Here is a 16085-nt window from a genome sequence, read left to right as displayed (position 1 = left end):
TCAGACGGGGGTGACCGGCAGGCGCAGTGCGCCCGGCGCGGCCTCCGGCACGACCGGGCGGCCGGGCGTGCTCGCGGGGACCTGCTGGTACGGCTCGCCGAGTTCCGGGCGGCGGTCCGGTTCGCCCTTGTTCGGCCACAGCGCCATCGCCCGCTCTGCCTGCGCGGTGATCGTCAGCGAGGGATTCACCCCGAGGTTGGCCGAGATCGTGGAGCCGTCCACGACGTGCAGCCCCGGATGGCCGTAGAGGCGATGGTACGGGTCCACGACACCCTGCTCGGCGTCCGCGCCGATCGCGCAGCCGCCGATGAAGTGCCCGGTGATGGGCACGTTGGCCAGATCGGCCCAGCTGCCCGCCGGTACGCCGCCGATGTCGCGCGCGACCGCGCGGGCCGCGTCGTGCCCGGCCGGGATCCAGGTGGGGTTCGGCTCACCGCCGCCCTGCTCGCTGGTGAGCCTTCGCCCGAACAGGCCGCGTTTGCTGCGCAGCGTCAGGGAGTTGTCCACCGCCTGCATCACCAGCAGGATGATCGCCTGCTGCGACCAGCGCCGCGGGTTGTGCAACGTGGGCAGGTCGCGCCAGTTGCGCAGCATGTGCCGCAATCCCAGCAGCAGGCGGTTGCGTCCCGGCTTCGGGTCCACCAGCGACGCCTCCAGCAGGGCGAGCAGGTTGCTGCCCTTGCCGTAGCGGACCGGTTCGATGTGCGTCGTCGAGTCCGGGTGCAGCGACGAGGTGATCGTGACTCCTTCGCTGAAGTCGCGTTCGGACCCTTTCGCGCGGGCGGCGAGGATCTGCTCGGAGTTGGTGCGGCTGAGCACGCCCAGCTTGGCCGAAATGCGCGGCAGCACGCCCTCGTCGCGCATCCGGTGCAGCAGCTTCTGGGTGCCCAGCGCGGAGGCGGAGAAGATCACCTGGTCTGCGGTGAAGGTCTTGCGGTGCTTGCGGAATCGGCCACCGGTGCGCACGGTGTCCACTGCGTACCCGCCGCCCGGCAGCGGCCGCACCGTCGTGGCCGTGGTCATCGGATGCACCGCGGCGCCCGCGTTCTCCGCCAGATGCAGGTAGTTCTTCGCCACGGTGTTCTTCGCGCCGTGCCTGCACCCGGTCATGCAAGCTCCACAGTGGATGCATCCGCTGCGGTCCGGTCCGGCGCCGCCGAAGTACGGGTCGGCGGCGGTTTCCCCCGGCTCGCCGAAGAAAACCCCGACCTGGGAGGTGTGGTAGGTGTCGCCGATGCCGAGCTCCTCGCCGACCCGCCGCATGACCTCATCGGACGGTGTGTCGCGCGGGTTGCGGGTCACACCGAGCATCCGCTTGGCCTGGTCGTAGTAGGGCGCGAGTTCCTGCTCCCAGTCGGTGATCCCGGCCCACTGCGGGTGCCGGTAGAACTCCTTCGGCGGTTCGTACAGCGTGTTCGCGTACACCAGGGAACCGCCGCCCACTCCGGCGCCGCTGAGGATCAGCACGTCCTTGAGCAGGTTGAGCCGGAAGATGCCGTAGCAGCCCAGCGCGGGCAGGTACAGGTAGTCGCGGACCCGCCAGGAGGTCTTCGGGAAGTCCGCGTCGGAGAAGCGCTTGCCCGCTTCGAGCACCCCCACCCGGTAGCCCTTCTCGGTCAGCCGCAGCGCGGAAACCCCGCCGCCGAAACCGGATCCGATGACGAGCACGTCGTAGTCGGCCATGCGCAACCTCGCTGTCGTTTCACCACTGTGGACACACTCGGCGGAGGGTTCAGGACTGCACGGCACCCGGGCTCAGGACCCGGTAGTCGTCCAGCGCCACCCGCCGGGTGCGGCGCCGGTACTCGGCCATCGAACCGGGCCAGTTCGTGCTGATCCGCCCGTCCGCACCGCGATACCAGCTCGAGCAGGTCGTCCACACGCTGTGCTGCAACCGTTCCTGGATCTCGCGGTCGAATTCTTCGGCCGCCTCGGCGCGCACCTCCAACGCCGCGCCGCTCCGGCGCACGATCTCCCGCACCGCGCGCACCACGTACCGCGCCTGACTTTCCAGCATGTGCACGATGGAACCGGATCCGAGGTTGGTGTTCGGGCCGTACATCAGGAACATGTTCGGGAATTGCGGCACCGACAGCCCCAGGTAGGCGCGCGCGCCGTCGCCCCACTCCTCGCTCAGCAGCCGGTTTCCCTTGCCGCGCACCGTGATCGAGGAGAGGAAGTGCTGCGCGTCGAAGCCGGTGCCGAAGATCAGCACGTCGGCGTCGTGCTCGATGCCGTCCGCGGTCCGGATGCCGCTGGGCGTGACCCGCTCGATCGACTCGCGCTCCAACCGCACTCCGGGCCGGTTGAACGCCGGGTAGTAGTCGCTGGAGAACAGCACCCGCTTGCAACCGATGGCGTGGTCCGGGGTCATCCCCTCCGCCGTCTCGGCTTCGGCGAGCTGCGCTGCGCGGTGCCTGCGCGCCACGGCGGTGAACGCGCGGCCGATCGGCTGCGCGGTGGTCATCCCGCGCCCGGCGAACTCGAAGAACAACCACACTCCGAGCCTGCCCAGCAGTTGCGCACCCGGAACGCGGCGGAACGCGAATTCGTGCCGCGGCCGGTACGGCCGGTCCGGACGGGGCACCACGTGCGGTGCGGAGCGCTGGAAAACCGTCAGCTTCGCGGCGCGCTCGGCGATCTCGGGCACGAACTGGATCGCGCTCGCGCCGGTGCCGACCACCGCGACGTTCTTCCCGGCCAGCTCGCAGCCGTGGTCCCACCGCGCGGAGTGGAACGCCCGGCCCGCGAACTCCTCCCGGCCCGGCAGATCCGGCACCAGCGGCTCGCTGAGCTGGCCGACCGCGGGTACGAGCACGTCGGCCTGCACCTGCTCGCCGGACTCGGTCCGCAACCGCCACCGGCACTGCTGCTCGTCGTAGTGCGCGGCCACGATCGCGGTGCTGAGCCGCAGGTGGTCGGTGAGCCCGTAGTGCTCGACGCACCGGCGCAGATACCGCAAGATCTCCGGCTGCCGGGCGAACCGGAACCGCCAGCGCGGTTCCCGCGCGTGCGAGAACGAATACAGGTGCGACGGCACGTCGCAGGCGGCTCCCGGATAGGTGTTGTCCCGCCACACACCGCCGACGCGAGCGGCCCGCTCGTAGATGGTGAACGAGGTGTACCCGGCGCGGCGCAATTCGGCCGCCACCGCGATACCGGCGAAACCACTGCCGATGATGGCAACATGCGGCGGGCGGATCGGTGCCATCGCGGACTCCTGGGGCTCGTGCGCTGCAGTTCGGAGATCACGCTAAGCCGCAGCCGCCCGCACCGGTCTGACCCCGGCGGTCAGATCGTTGACATCTTCGGACACCGGACTCATCGGGCACTGGCCTCACCGGCACCGAGCGCACCGGGGCACCGGGCTCAGGCCAGCGCGCGGCGCACCAGCTTTCCGGTGGTGTTGCGCGGAACCGACTTCACCAGCACGACCTCGCGCGGGACCTTGTGCCGGGCCAGCCGGCGGCGGACGAACTCGACGATCTCCTGCGGTTCCAGCTCGGCGCCCGGGATCGGCACCACGAAAGCCCGCAGCCGCTGACCGAATTCCGCGTCCTCGGCGCCGATGACCGCGACGTCCTTGACCGCTTGGTGGGTCGCGATGAGGTTCTCCACCTCGGCGGGGAACACGTTCTCCGCGCCGGAGATGATCATGTCGTCGGCCCGCCCGTCGACGAACAGCAGCCCGTCACCGTCGAAGTGCCCCACGTCCCCGGTGTCGATCAGCCCGTCGATGCGCCCGCGACCGACCCCGGCGGTGGTGTAGCCGGTGAAGGCGAGCTGGCCACCTGCGAAGATCCGGCCGGCGGTGTGCGGTCGGGTGATGCGCCGGTTGTGCTCGTCGTAGAGCCGCACCGCGCACCCGCGCGGGGACCGGCCGACCGTGCCGGGCGCCGCCGCCAGCTCCCGCGGGGTCGCGACCGCGGCGACCGCGGCCTCGGTCGAGCCGTACAGGTTGTAGAGCACGTCGCCGAGCACCGCACTGGCCCGCTGCGCCAAGGCGGGTGCCAGCACCGAGCCGGAGACCACGACCGAACGCACCGAGGACAGCAACTCCCGCAGGAACCGCTCGTCCAGCTCCAGCAGCCGGTGCAGCATCGTCGGCACCAGGACCACGCAGGTGCAGCCGTTCTCGTGCACCGCCCGGGCGAGCTGCCCGGGATCGAACCTCCGGTGCACCACGACGGTGCTGCCCAACCCGAACGCGACGGTCAGCTGGGAGAAACCGATCGCGTGCGACAGCGGTGCGGCCAGGAAGGTCCGCTCGTGCGCCCGCAGCGGGATCCGGTCCAGGAAGTCCGCGGCGGCCAGCGCGGAGCGGACCTGGCGGCGCGCGCCCTTCGGGCGGCCGGTGGTGCCGCTGGTGAGCAGCACGACGCTGCCCGGGCGATCCGGTTCCGGCAGCGGCGCGCCGTCTTCGGCCTCCGCCACCAGGTCCGCCAGGCTCGGCCCCGCGCCGCGCGGCTGCGGCGCCTGCCAGGCCACGAAGCACGGCAGCCGCAACCGCGCCTCCTGCACCAGCGGGTGGAATTCACCGTCGAGCACCAGCGCTGCCGCGTCCTCGCGGGCGAGCACGTCGGCCAGCTGCGGGGCGGCGAACCCGGTGTTGACGAGCACGACGTGCACGCCGATCCGGCCGCAGGCCAGTTGTGCCAGCACCAGCCACCGGTGGTCGCGGCACAGCACGGCGATCGTGTGGCCGGGCTCGAATCCCCGTTCCAGCAGTGCGAGGGCCAATGCGCGCGAGGCGCGGTCCAGTTCGGCGTAGGTCAGCGTGCCGTGTTCGTCCACCAGTGCGGCGGCGTTCGGGCGGGTGCGCAGCGCGTGCCGCAGCGCGCCGACCAGTGGGCCGTGGTCGCGCACGTCGGCGAGCCCGCGCAGCGCGGTGGCGGGCGCAGTGGCTGAGGCCATCCCCGCGCGCGTGAGCACTTGGAACCCGCGCAGGTTCTGCACGGCTCGGCGCACCGAGCCCGATCTGCCTTCGTGGTCGTCCCGCGCCATGGTGCCCCTCCGAACGTTTACAACGGGAAATGTAAACAAAACCTTCTACCGACCCGGCTTCGAGCACGTCAAGACAGCCGGTCCGGCCGCGCGATTCGTTGTCATGCGGGTGATAAAAAACCGGCTGACCATGAACGATTCGGCAACGACGTCCACTTTGGAGTTCGGTTCCGCCGGGTCCGCGACACCACTCGCGCCGACCACTGTGGACCGGTGACTAACCATTGTAATGATTTTCAGCGTCTGCTAGGTTGCGACGCGAGGATCGCCACCGCCCACCGGAGGTCGACGTGATCATCGACGCGCACACCCACGTGTGGCCGGACGCGATCGCGGAGAAGGCGCTCGGCGCGAACGCGCTGCCCGGCCTGCGCGCGCTGCGCGACGGCAAAGCGGGCACGCTGGCCGCGGACATGCGCGCGAACGGCATCGACCACAGCGTGGCGCTCGGCGTGGCCGGCGCGGCCAAGCACGTCGACCGCACCAACGAGTTCGTGTCCTCGCTCGACCGCGACCGGTTCACCCCGTTCGGCACCGTGCACGTGGATCAGTCCGTGGAAGCGAACCTGGCCAGCCTGCGCAGGCACGGCATCCACGGGGTCAAGGTGCACCCGCTGTTCCAGGGCTTCGGCCTGGAGGACCCGCGGTTGTGGGAGCTGCTCGAGGCGTTCGGCTCCGAGTTCCCGGTGATCACGCACGTGGGCGCGGGCGGCAGCGGCGCGGTGAACTCGCTGAGCACTCCGAAGATGCTGCGCAAGATCGTGCGCACGTTCCCGCAGCTGCGGCTGGTCGCCTGCCACTTCGGCGGCTACCACATGCTGGAAGAGGCCCGGGAGGAATTGCGGGACCTGCCGATCGTGCTGGAGACGAGCTGGCCGCCGGGGCTGGCCACGGTGCACCCGGGCACCGTGCGCGAGATCATCGGCAGGCACGGCGCGGAACGGGTCGTGTTCGGCTCCGACTGGCCGATGGCCGATCCGGCCGCGGAAATCGCCGCCATCGGAGCGCTCGGCCTGGGCGACGAGACCGAAGCGGCGCTGCTCGGCGGCAACCTCTCCCGAGTGCTGCGGCTGCCCGTTTGAGCAGCCGCCTTGGGGGTGCGTCACCGGGCCGGCAACGGCGGCGCCAGGACACCCGCTTCGAGGCGTCCGAGGTCGCACCGCCCCTGCCGCGGAACCGCCTCCGAGCTCACCGCCAGTCCACGACCTCGTTCATGAGCTGCGGTTCCTTCTTCGCGACCATCTTGGCGTACTCGCTCATGTGCTCGCGCATGAGTTCTTCGGCGCGGTCGCCGTCGCCGTCCACGATCGCGTCGGCGATCTGCCCGTGCACCTTCTTCACCTCCGCGCGGCGGCGGCTGACGAACAGCACGCCGGAAACCCGCTCGGTGAAGATGTCCTTGAGCGCGCGGGCGAAGATGTTCAGCAGGCCGTTGCCGGACATGGACAGCACCTTGGCGTGGAAGGCGCTGCTGGCGCGCAACCACTCGGCGGAGTCCTCCGCGTCGAAGCCCTCCTGCACGATGGTGCGCAGCTGCTCGTTGTCCTCCGGATCGCGCCGCTCGGCGGCCAGCCGCGCGACCAGCGGTTCGACGATCAGCCGGGCCTCCACCAGCTCGCTGAACCGGATTCCCATCACCTGGAAGAACAGCGTGCACATCCGGCCGAACTCGCGACTGTCCACATCGGCCACCACGGGACCGCCGCCGGGGCCGGGCTTCATCCGCACCAGGCCGTGGGTCTCCAGGACGCGCAGCGCCTCCCGCAGCGAGGCGCGGGCCACCTGGTAGCGGCCGAGCATCGCGCTCTCGGATTCCAAGGTGGAGCCGGACGGCAGCTCGCGCTTGGCGATGTCCCGCACGATCTCCCGCGCGATGATCGCCGACACCTTCTCGCCGCGCCGTTCCCAAGCGGCCCCGGACACAGGTTCATTCATAATAGTTGTCATGGTAGTGGCCGCGTTGTGGCCGGTCGCGCCAGGGCACGCGGAAAGTCGCACATATTTTCCGCAAGTGCTCCGGTTGCGCGGAGCAACCGTGGTGGCTGCTGCCTGTTGTGCTCGATGTGGCGATCACCGCCGTGCTCATCGGGCTCTACCCGTGCTTCTCCGCCGGTCCGATGGCTGCGGAGCGGCTTCGCGTGGCGTGCACAACAGCGCCGCCATGCCCAGCGCGGCGGGCAGTACGAACAGGTAGAAGTCACCGCGCAGCCCGAAGCCCGCGGTGATCGCGAAGGCACCGAGCATCGGTCCGAGGATCGCGCCCACCCGGCCGACCGACAGGATCCCGCCGAGCGCACCTGCGCGGACCCCGGCCGGGAAGCGTTGCGCGATGTAGCCGTTGAGCACGATCTGCGTGCCGTTCGAGCCGACCCCGGCCAGCGCCACCGCCAGGTACAGCACCACCGTCGGCGGGTTCGTGCTCAGGATCAGCAGTGCCAGCACCGCTACGCCGAACGCCGCGATCACCACGATCCGGGCGCCGAGCCGATCAGCCACAGTGGACAGCACCAACGCGCCGGCCACGGCGCCGATGCTCAGCGCCACGAGGAACTGCAAGGAGGAACCGAGCGGATAACCCGCAGAGCGCATGATCTCCGGAAGCCACGTGTTGAGGCCGTAGACGACCACCTGCCCGAGGAAACTCGCCGCAGCGAACGCGGCGACCAGCCGCGGATACGGGCGCCGCAACAGAATTCGGAAGCGCTCACGCCCGGCAGCGGTGGCGGCTGCGGGCTCCGGCACCGCGATTCCGTACTGCGCGGCGACCCGCTCGGCTTCCGCTCGCCTGCCCCGCGCCGCGAGGAAGTCCACCGACTCCGGCAACCACCGCCACGCCACTGGCACGACCAGCACCAGCGGCAACGCGCCGATCGCGAACATGGGGCGGAAACCGTGCCCGGCGACCAGCACCAGGCCGAGCACCGCCGCCAGCACCGCACCGACCGAGTAGCCGGAGTTCATCAGCGCGTTGACCAGATTCCGTCGCCGCGGCGGGGCGAATTCGACGGTGAGCGCGATCGCGGTGGGGATCACGCCGCCGAGGCCGATGCCGCCGAGGAACCGGAACAGCCCGAACAGCTCCGGGGTCGGCGCCACCGCGCACGCGCCCATCGACAGCGAGAACCAGGTGACGCTGGCCAGCATCAGCTTGCGGCGGCCGAGCAGGTCGGTGGTCACACCGACCAGCAGCGCGCCCAGCAGCATCCCGATCAGCGAGTAGCTCGCGATGGCCCCGACCGCGGTGGCGTCCAGGCCCCACGGCTCGTAGCGCAGCAGGCTCGGCACGACAGTGCCGTAGACGATGAGGTCGTAGCCGTCGCACACGATCGTCACGAAGCAGATCGCCGCGACCACGCCACCGCGCCGTTGCGGTAAGCCGTCCACTTTCGACTCCTTCGCGGGACTCGTCCTGACCCGATCGGTGCGGTCCGCAACGGATCGGGGCGGTTTCACAAGCGGCGTAAGCCGCTTGCGGTGCGGGACTCAGGCGGACCACCGGCGGGTTCTCAGGCGTCTTCTGGCGAGGACAGCGCCGACGCCGCGTAGGGAGCTACGTCTCCGAGGCGATCCCGGAGCCAGAAGACGCCTGAGGTTCCGCTACCCGACCCACTACGCAAACCGTTTTAAGGCACTATTTAGTAGATCTTGCCGATGTCCTTGGTCAGTTGCTTCGCGAGGGAATCGAGGATCACTTCGGTGGAGCCTTCGTAGATCCGCATCGGTCGCGCCTCCCGGTAGAGCCGTTCCATCGTGGACCCGCGCACCAGGCCGAACCGGCCCATGGTCTGCAGCGAGCGGTCCACGATCCGCGCGCACGCCTCCGTCGCGCCGACTTTGGCCATCGAGGACAGGTGCAGGTTCGCCAGCGGATCGCGGGCGGCGCCCGCCGCAGCGCGGTAAGCCAGCGAGCGCGCCATCTCCAGGTCCGTCCACGAAGTCGCCAGCGACTCCGGAACCGACCCGAGCCGGGCGAGGGACACGCCGAACTGCTCGCGCCCGGTCGCGTGCCGCACGGCCTCCTCCAGCGCGGCCCGCGCAGTGCCCACCGCGGCTCCGGCGACCGAGACGCGGAACGTGGCCAGCGTCGCCAGCATCAGCTTGAACCCGCGGCCGCGCTCGCCGAGCCGGTTGGCCGCCGGGACCCGCACGTCGTCGAGCACGACGTCGCCGAGCACGTGCGGCGCGATGATCTGATGCGGCTTCTCCGTGGACACCCCCGCCGCGTCCGCGGGCACCAGCACCAGCGAGTAGTCCTCGCCTTCCTTGCCCAGCACGCAGTAGTGGTCGGCGTCCCCGGCGTTGGTGATGAACGACTTGTGCCCGCGCAGCACCAGCTCACCGCCCTGCTCGGTGATCGTGGTGCTGATCGCGCGCAGGTCCGATCCGACGTCCGGCTCGGTCAGCGCGAGCGCGGCGATCACCTCGAGCGCGGCGACCTTCGGCAGCCAGGTCCGGCGCACCTCGTCCTGCCCGCCCGCGCTGATCGCGTAGCTGCCGATCCCTTGCATGCCCAGCATCGAGTCCAGGTGCGCGCTCTCGGCGGCGAACGCCTCGCGGACGACGGTCACCGCGAGCGAGTCGACCTGCTCGTAGCGCCCGCCGTACTCGGCCGGGACCACGATCGAGGCGAGCCCGCTGTCCGCGAGGCGCTTGCGCATCTCCGGGTCGATGTCGTCGGATTCGTCGGCGCGGGCGGCGATGTCGCGCACCGATGCCGCGAACTCGCGCGCCTCGGCTTGCAGTTCCCGGTGCCTGCGGGGGAGCTCGAAGACCCCGTGCTGCTCGTCGGTCACCGCCGCGCTCCTCTCCCTTGAGGCATATTGATGATTACCATAACAATGAATACTGACCGCTGGAAGATGCCGCGCCCCGCCGGGGCGCTCTAGGAGGTGCCGCGTGTCGGGTGAACCGCACCGTTTCGACCCGCAGACCGCGTTCGACCTGACCGGAAAGGTCGCCCTGGTCACCGGTGGCAGCCGCGGGCTGGGCAGGCGGATGGCCGAGGGGCTCGCGGCCGCAGGCGCCGACGTCGTCATCGCCAGCCGCAGCCGGGAATCCTGCGAGCAGGCCGCCGCCGAGATCGAGCAGGCCACCGGGCGCACCGCGCTGCCCGCGCCCGCGCACGTCGGCCGCTGGGACGAGCTGGAGTCCCTTGTGGACACCGCCTACGAACACTTCGGGCACGTCGACGTGCTGGTGAACAACGCGGGGATGTCGCCGCTCTACGACGACCTGAACTCGGTCAGCGAGGAACTGTTCGACAAGGTTCTCGGGGTGAACCTGAAAGCCCCGTTCCGGTTGGCCACCCTGGTGGGCACCCGGATGGCCGCCGGGTCCGGGGGCAGCATCATCAACATCAGCAGTGCCGGAGCGGTGCACCCGCGGCCGGGCATCCTGCCGTACGCGGCGGCCAAGGCGGGGCTCAACGCCATCACCACCGGGTTCGCGCACGCCTTCGGCCCATCGGTGCGCTGCAACGCCATCATGGCGGGGACGTTCCACACCGATGTGAGCTCGTCCTGGGACCCGGAAGCGTTCGCGCGCCGCGCCGAGGGGTTCGCGCTGCGCCGAGGCGGTGACCCGGACGAAATCGTTGGCACGGCGCTGTACCTGGCCGGCGCGGCGTCCAGCTACACGACCGGGTCGGTGATCACAGTGGACGGTGGGCAGCCGTGAGGCGGTGATCGGCCGGGGGCCGCCGGAATTCCCGGCGGCCGGCCGGATCATCGCGCTCCGGACGCGATCACGCCCCGGCCGCCGAGTTCGTCCAATTCGGACTCCGCCAGCCCGAGCCGCTCCCCCAGCATCGCGCCGGTGTGCTCGCCGATGCGCGGCACACCGTCGTAAACCGGACCGTCGTAGCCCGCCAGGTGCAGGATCGGCCCGGGCATCAGGGAACCGGCCAGTTCGTCCCGCCCGGTGATGCCCACCAGCGTCCGCTGCAGGAAGTGCGGGTCCGCGACGATGTCGGCCGCGTCGTTGACCGGGGCGTTGACCACCTCGTGCTCCTCCAGCAGCGCCAGCGCCTTCGCCCGCGGCAGCGAACCGACCCAGTCCCGGACCCGTTGCTGGACCTCGTCGTTGTTGGCCAGCCGCGCCGCGTTGGTGGCGAAATGCGGGTGCTCGATCAACTCCGGGCAGCCCATCGCGCTGAACAACCGCTCCGCGATCGCCTGGTTCGACGCGGCGATCGAGAGGTACTTCCCGTCGGCGGCCTCGTAGATCCCGCGCGGCGACGCGGCTCCGGTGCCGTTGCCGATGCGGCCCTGGATCTCGCCGAGTCCGGTGTACTTCAGCAGCATGTCCCCGATGATGAACATCAGCGGTTCGTACAGCGCCACGTCGACCACTTCGCCCTGGCCGGTGCGTTCCCGCCGGTACAGCGCCATCGCGGTGCCCATCGCGGCGGCGATGCCCGCGATGGAGTCCGCGAAGCCGAACGGCGGGGAGGTCGGCGGCAACTGCGGCCAGCCGTTGATCTGGGCGAAGCCGCTGGCGGTCTCGGCCACGGTGCCGAAGCCGGGTTGCGACTTGTACGGGCCGGTCTGGCCGAAACCGGAAACCCGGGTCAGGACCAGAGCTGGGTTGTCCGCGGCCAGCCGTTCGTAACCCAGACCCCACTTCTCCAGCCGTTCCGGGCGGAACGACTCGACGACCACATCGGACTGCGCGGCCAGCCTGCGCACCAGCGCGCGGCCCTCCGGGTCGCGCAGATCCACGCCGACGGAGCGCTTTCCCGCGTTGAGCCGGGCGAAACCCAGCGACAGGCCGTCCTTCTGCGGCACCCACTGCCGGGCGTAGTCCCCGGTGACCGGGTCCTCGACCTTGACCACGTCGGCGCCGAAGTCGCGCAGCATCCGGCCCGCGGTGGGCGCGGCGTACATCGTGCCGAGCTCCAGCACCCGCACGCCCGCCAGCGGTCCCGCACCGGATGCACCCGCAGACCCGGAGGTGTCGGCCGAGGCCGATGTCGTCCCTGCCATGATCGCCTCCTCGGCGGCCTAAAGCCGCCACTGGATGTGCCGGGGTTCCAGGTATTCCCGGATTCCCCATTCGCCGAGTTCGCGGCCGACGCCGGAGCGGCCCGACCCGCCGAACGGGGCGTCGGGGCGCATCCCGCCGCCGCCGTTGATCCACACCGTGCCCGCGCGCAGCCGCTCGGCAACGTGGCGCCCCTCGTCGAGGTCGGCGGCCCACACGTTGGCGGCCAGCCCGTAGGCGGTGTCGTTCGCCAACCGGACCGCTTCCTCGGTATCCCGGAACGGCACGACGACCGCGACCGGGCCGAAGATCTCTTCCTGCACGGCGCGGGCGTCGTGCCCCAGCTCGCCGAGCAGCACCGGGTTCACGAAGTAACCCTTGTCCGGCAACGGTTTTTCCACCGACAGCAGCTTCTTGCCACCGGCCTCGACCGCGTCGTCGACGTAGCCGCGCACCCGGTCCCGGTGGTCCGGCCGGATCATCGGCCCGATGTTGGTCTCCCGGTCCCACGGGTCGCCGACGACCATCTGCTCGAAGGCGTCCGCGCTGGCCGCCAGGAACCGGTCGTAGAGATCCTCGTGCACCAGCAGCCTCGCCAGCGCCGCGCAGCCCTGACCGCCGTTGCGCGACCAGCGCAGGTGCATGTCGGTGGCGAACGACTCGACCTCGGTGCCCGGCAGCACGATGCTGGCGGATTTGCCGCCGAGTTCGAGGGTGACGCCGTTGAGGTTGCGGGCCGCCTGCTCCATGATCTTCGAGCCGACCGCGTCCGAACCGGTGAACGAGACCTTGTCCACCCCGCGGTGCGCGGAAAGCCGTTGTCCCGCTTCGGTTCCGCCGACGACGGTGTTGAGCACGCCCGCGGGCAGCTCGGCTTCGCGGACGAGGTCGCCGAACAGCAACGTGGTCAGCGGAGTCCGCGGTGACGGCAGCAGCACGACGGTGCACCCGGCGGCCAGCGCGGCCCCGAACTTGTAGATCGCCAGGTTCAGCGGGTAGTTGTAGCCCGTGATGGCGGCGACCACGCCGACCGGGAAGTGCGTCACGTCGCTTTCGGTCGGCACCGGCTGGTCGAACCCGCCGAGGTGCACCGTGCGGTCCTTCTTGGCCGCCTCGGCCTGCCACCGCAGGTGCGAGATCCCGAGGGCTACCTGCATCCCTTCGGCCAACGACACCGGCGTGCCGACCTCGTTCACGATCGAGGCGAGCAATTCGTCCCGGTGCGCTTCGAAAACGTCCGCCAGCCGGTGCATGGCTGCGCTGCGTTGCACACCGGTCAGCGACGACCAGGGGCCGAACGCTTCGCGCGCGGCCGTCACCGCTTGGTCCACCTGCTCCGGTGCGGCGCCGCCCACGGTCGCCAGCACGTCCTCGGTGGCCGGATTGCGGACTTCCCAGCTCTCACCGGCAGGCTGCACGGGCTTGTTGGCGATGGTGAGCGTACGTACTTGCGGGACGAAATCGCGCAATGGGCGGGAATCGGTGTTCGTCGTGGTCATCGCGCACCTTCCTCGGCTCCGTCGGCGGGCGGTTCTCCTTGCGGTGCCGCGGAATCGTCCGCGGGCTTCTTGGCCATCATGCCGACGCGGGTGCATTCGCAGATCAGCACGTCGTCCTGGTTGTAGCCGCGGTGCTCGAACCAGACGATGCCGGAATCACCGCGGCTGCGGGATTCCCGCTTGTCCAGGATGGTCGTTTCGGCGCGCAGCGTGTCCCCGTGGAAGACCGGGTGCGGGAACTTCACCTTGTCGTAGCCGAGGTTCCCGAGCGTGGTGCCCATGGTCAGCTCCGGCACGTGGAACGAACCGATCAGCGCGAGGGTGAACAGGCTGTTGAGCACGCGGCCGCCGTGCACGCTGCGCTTGGCGAACTCCTCGTCCAAGTGCAGCGGCTGCAGGTTCATCGTCAGCGAGGTGAACATGACGTTGTCCATCTCGGTGATGGTGCGGGTGAACGGGTGGCGGAAGTTCGCGCCGATCTCGAACTCCTCGAAGTACAGTCCGCGCACTGCCTCACTCCTCCCCGCGCCGCAGCGCTTGCCGACCGGTGCCCGCCAGCAGCGATTCCGCACGCCAAAGCCAGTCCACCGCTTTGTCGTAATGCGCCTTGTCGATGTGCACGCCGCGGTAGCGCAGGGCGCCCGCGCCGTCCGCGGCGGCCTGCTCGTAAGCGGCGACCAGTCCGCGGTAGAACTCGATGTCCTGTTCGGACGGTGTGAACACCTCGTGCAGCGGCGCGACGTGACTCGGATGGATCGCGATCATTCCGCGGAATCCGAGTTGCCTTCCGCGGCGCGCGAACTCGCGAAGCCCGTCCAGATCGGACAGCGCTTCCCAGAGCCCGGTCAACGCGTGGATTCCGGCCTCCCGACAGGCGAGCAGCACGCGGGAGCGCAGGTACAGCGTCTCGAGCCCTTCCGGGGTCCACTCGTAACCGACGGCGTTGGCGATGTCCGCGTGCTCGGCGGTCGGGCCGATCATCGCGCCCACCCGCGGGGACGCGGTCGCGATGTCCAGGCAGGAGTGGATGGCGCGGACCGTCTCCACCGGCACGATGTACTCCAGGTCCGCCACGCCGTTGCGGACCTCGAAGTGGTCGACGAGCGCGTCGTAGCGCAGCACGTCGATGGCCGCCTCGATCTTCGGGGCGAACACGCCGGTCAACCCGGGCACCACGACTTCTTCGAGGTCTCCGCCGGTCAACTTCGTCTCCAGCGGGTTGACCCGGACGAACAGCCCGATCTCGACGCCCTCGCCGCGCAGCCGCTTGATGGACTCCGCCGCGGCGCGGCGGGCCCCGGCCTTCTCCGCCGCGGGCACCGAATCCTCCAGGTCCAGCACCACCGCGTCGGCGCCGCTGGCCACGGCTTTGTCCACCCAGGACGGACGGTGAGCGGGCACGAACAGCACGGAACGGTACGGCCGCATCAGTAGCTCCTGGGCAGGCCGAGCACGTGCTCGGCGGTGTAGTTGAGCACCATTTCCTGGCTGATCGGCGCGATCCGCATCAGTCGCGCCTCCCGGAAGTAGCGTTCGATGTGGTACTCCTTGCTGTAGCCGTAGCCGCCGTGCGCGCTCAACGCCGCGTCCGCGGCTTGGAAGCTCGCCTCGGCCGCCAAGTACTTCGCCGCGTTGGCCTCGCGACCCGCGGTGTGCCCGTTGTCCAGCAACCACGCGGCTTTCTGACAGGTCAGATCCGCTGCGTCGAGCCGCATCAACGCCTCCGCCAGCGGGAACGCGATCCCCTGGTTCCGGCCGATCGGACGGCCGAAGACCTCGCGCTGCGTTGCGTATTCGGTGGCACGGCGCAGCGCGGCGCGGCCGATGCCGAGCGCGGCGTTCGCGGAGATCACCCGTTCCGCGTTGAGCCCGGCCAGGATGGCGCGGAAGCCCTTGCCGACCTCGCCGACCACGTCCTCGTCCGGGACGAACAACTCGTCGATGAACAACTCGTTGGTGTCCACGGCATTGCGGCCCAGCTTGGGGATCTTGCGCACGGTGACGTTGTTGCGGTCCATCGGCGCGAAGAACAGCGTGAGGCCGTCGGTCTTCTTCGTCACCTCGCCGCGCGGCGTCGTGCGGGCCAGCAGGATCAGCCGCTCGGCCTCCTGCGCCTTGGTGATCCAGACCTTCTTGCCGGACACCGACCATCCACCGTCCACTTTGGTTGCGAACGTGCTGAGGTTGGTGGTGTCGGTACCGGCGTCCGGCTCGGTGACCGCGAACGACACGTGCAGGTCACCTTCGGCCAGCCGCGGCAGGAACCGCTGCTTGAGCTGCTCATCGCCGTGACGGATGATCGGCTCGAAGCCGAACACGCCGATGTGCACGGCGCTGCAACCGTTCATCCCCGCACCGGAGGCGGCGATCTCCTGTTCCACGATCGCCGCCTCGGTGACGCCCAGCCCACCGCCGCCGTACTCGGTGGGCACCGTCAGCCCGAGCCAGCCGCCCTTGACCACGGCTTCGTAGAATTCCCACGGGAATTCCTGGCTCTGGTCGTGCTCCATCCAGTAGTCGTCGGAGAATTTCGCGCACAACGCGCGAACCGCCGATCGGATGTCGTCGTGCACCTCGTCGGTGTTGAAGTCCATCGTGGTC

At 70.1% G+C, this 16085-nt stretch carries 13 protein-coding genes; 2 read left to right on the top strand and 11 right to left on the bottom strand.

Translation table 11 applies throughout. The features are described 5' to 3' along the window. From V1457_RS19175 to V1457_RS19165, 3 genes are all read right to left on the bottom strand, one after another. The gene (locus V1457_RS19175; protein WP_295146033.1) at window positions 1-1683 is read right to left on the bottom strand and encodes a GMC family oxidoreductase N-terminal domain-containing protein; all 1683 of its coding nucleotides are present in this window, start codon (window positions 1681-1683) and stop codon (window positions 1-3) included. A 49-nt stretch (window positions 1684-1732) separates the two neighbouring features. Beyond that, on the bottom strand, window positions 1733-3211 hold the full coding sequence (locus V1457_RS19170; protein WP_295146031.1) for an NAD(P)/FAD-dependent oxidoreductase: 1479 nt from the start codon (window positions 3209-3211) through the stop codon (window positions 1733-1735). A 158-nt stretch (window positions 3212-3369) separates the two neighbouring features. Beyond that, entirely contained in the window at window positions 3370-5004 is a 1635-nt protein-coding gene (locus V1457_RS19165) for an AMP-binding protein (protein ID WP_338595929.1), read from the bottom strand. 251 nt (window positions 5005-5255) lie between these two features. Here V1457_RS19165 and V1457_RS19160 point away from each other — a divergent pair, with 251 nt between their 5' ends. Beyond that, the gene (locus V1457_RS19160; RefSeq protein WP_338595928.1) at window positions 5256-6086 is read left to right on the top strand and encodes an amidohydrolase family protein; all 831 of its coding nucleotides are present in this window, start codon (window positions 5256-5258) and stop codon (window positions 6084-6086) included. A gap of 106 nt (window positions 6087-6192) precedes the next feature. Here V1457_RS19160 and V1457_RS19155 read toward each other — a convergent pair whose 3' ends face one another. The 3 genes from V1457_RS19155 to V1457_RS19145 all read right to left on the bottom strand — a co-directional run bounded on the left by V1457_RS19155 (window position 6193) and on the right by V1457_RS19145 (window position 9797). Next, window positions 6193-6939 carry a FadR/GntR family transcriptional regulator gene (locus tag V1457_RS19155; protein ID WP_200069487.1) on the bottom strand — a complete coding sequence of 249 codons (747 nt, stop codon included), beginning with the start codon at window positions 6937-6939 and terminating at the stop codon, window positions 6193-6195. A gap of 147 nt (window positions 6940-7086) precedes the next feature. Continuing rightward, window positions 7087-8388 (bottom strand): aromatic acid/H+ symport family MFS transporter, encoded by a 1302-nt coding sequence (locus tag V1457_RS19150; RefSeq protein WP_338595927.1) that lies wholly within the window; start codon window positions 8386-8388, stop codon window positions 7087-7089. 251 nt (window positions 8389-8639) lie between these two features. Further along, window positions 8640-9797, bottom strand: coding sequence for an acyl-CoA dehydrogenase family protein (locus V1457_RS19145; protein WP_338595926.1), 1158 nt, complete (start codon window positions 9795-9797; stop codon window positions 8640-8642). A 103-nt stretch (window positions 9798-9900) separates the two neighbouring features. Here V1457_RS19145 and V1457_RS19140 point away from each other — a divergent pair, with 103 nt between their 5' ends. Then, the gene (locus tag V1457_RS19140; protein ID WP_200069489.1) at window positions 9901-10680 is read left to right on the top strand and encodes an SDR family NAD(P)-dependent oxidoreductase; all 780 of its coding nucleotides are present in this window, start codon (window positions 9901-9903) and stop codon (window positions 10678-10680) included. A 47-nt stretch (window positions 10681-10727) separates the two neighbouring features. Here the strand turns inward: V1457_RS19140 and V1457_RS19135 are convergent, their stop codons facing one another. The 5 genes from V1457_RS19135 to V1457_RS19115 are packed head-to-tail and all read right to left on the bottom strand — an operon-like array spanning window position 10728 to window position 16078. Beyond that, window positions 10728-11987 carry a CaiB/BaiF CoA-transferase family protein gene (locus V1457_RS19135; protein WP_200069490.1) on the bottom strand — a complete coding sequence of 420 codons (1260 nt, stop codon included), beginning with the start codon at window positions 11985-11987 and terminating at the stop codon, window positions 10728-10730. Window positions 11988-12005: 18 nt separating this feature from the next. Further along, window positions 12006-13484, bottom strand: coding sequence for an aldehyde dehydrogenase family protein (locus tag V1457_RS19130; RefSeq protein ID WP_338595922.1), 1479 nt, complete (start codon window positions 13482-13484; stop codon window positions 12006-12008). Continuing rightward, window positions 13481-13993, bottom strand: a complete 513-nt coding sequence (locus tag V1457_RS19125) for a MaoC family dehydratase (protein WP_295141163.1) — start codon at window positions 13991-13993, stop codon at window positions 13481-13483. The genes V1457_RS19130 and V1457_RS19125 overlap by 4 nt, the downstream gene beginning before the upstream one ends. A gap of 4 nt (window positions 13994-13997) precedes the next feature. Continuing rightward, a complete protein-coding gene (locus V1457_RS19120) occupies window positions 13998-14912 on the bottom strand; it encodes a CoA ester lyase (protein WP_200069493.1) in 915 nt (304 codons plus the stop codon). Continuing rightward, complete coding sequence (locus V1457_RS19115; protein ID WP_338595919.1) at window positions 14912-16078, bottom strand: acyl-CoA dehydrogenase family protein; 1167 nt, start codon at window positions 16076-16078, stop codon at window positions 14912-14914. The genes V1457_RS19120 and V1457_RS19115 overlap by 1 nt, the downstream gene beginning before the upstream one ends. Window positions 16079-16085: the final 7 nt, after the last annotated feature.

The sequence above is a fragment of the Saccharopolyspora sp. SCSIO 74807 genome (assembly GCF_037023755.1).
Classification (GTDB): Bacteria; Actinomycetota; Actinomycetes; order Mycobacteriales; family Pseudonocardiaceae; genus Saccharopolyspora_C; species Saccharopolyspora_C galaxeae.
Note: the sequence above shows the minus strand (reverse complement) of the source record. Positions and strands in the feature narration are given on the sequence as shown.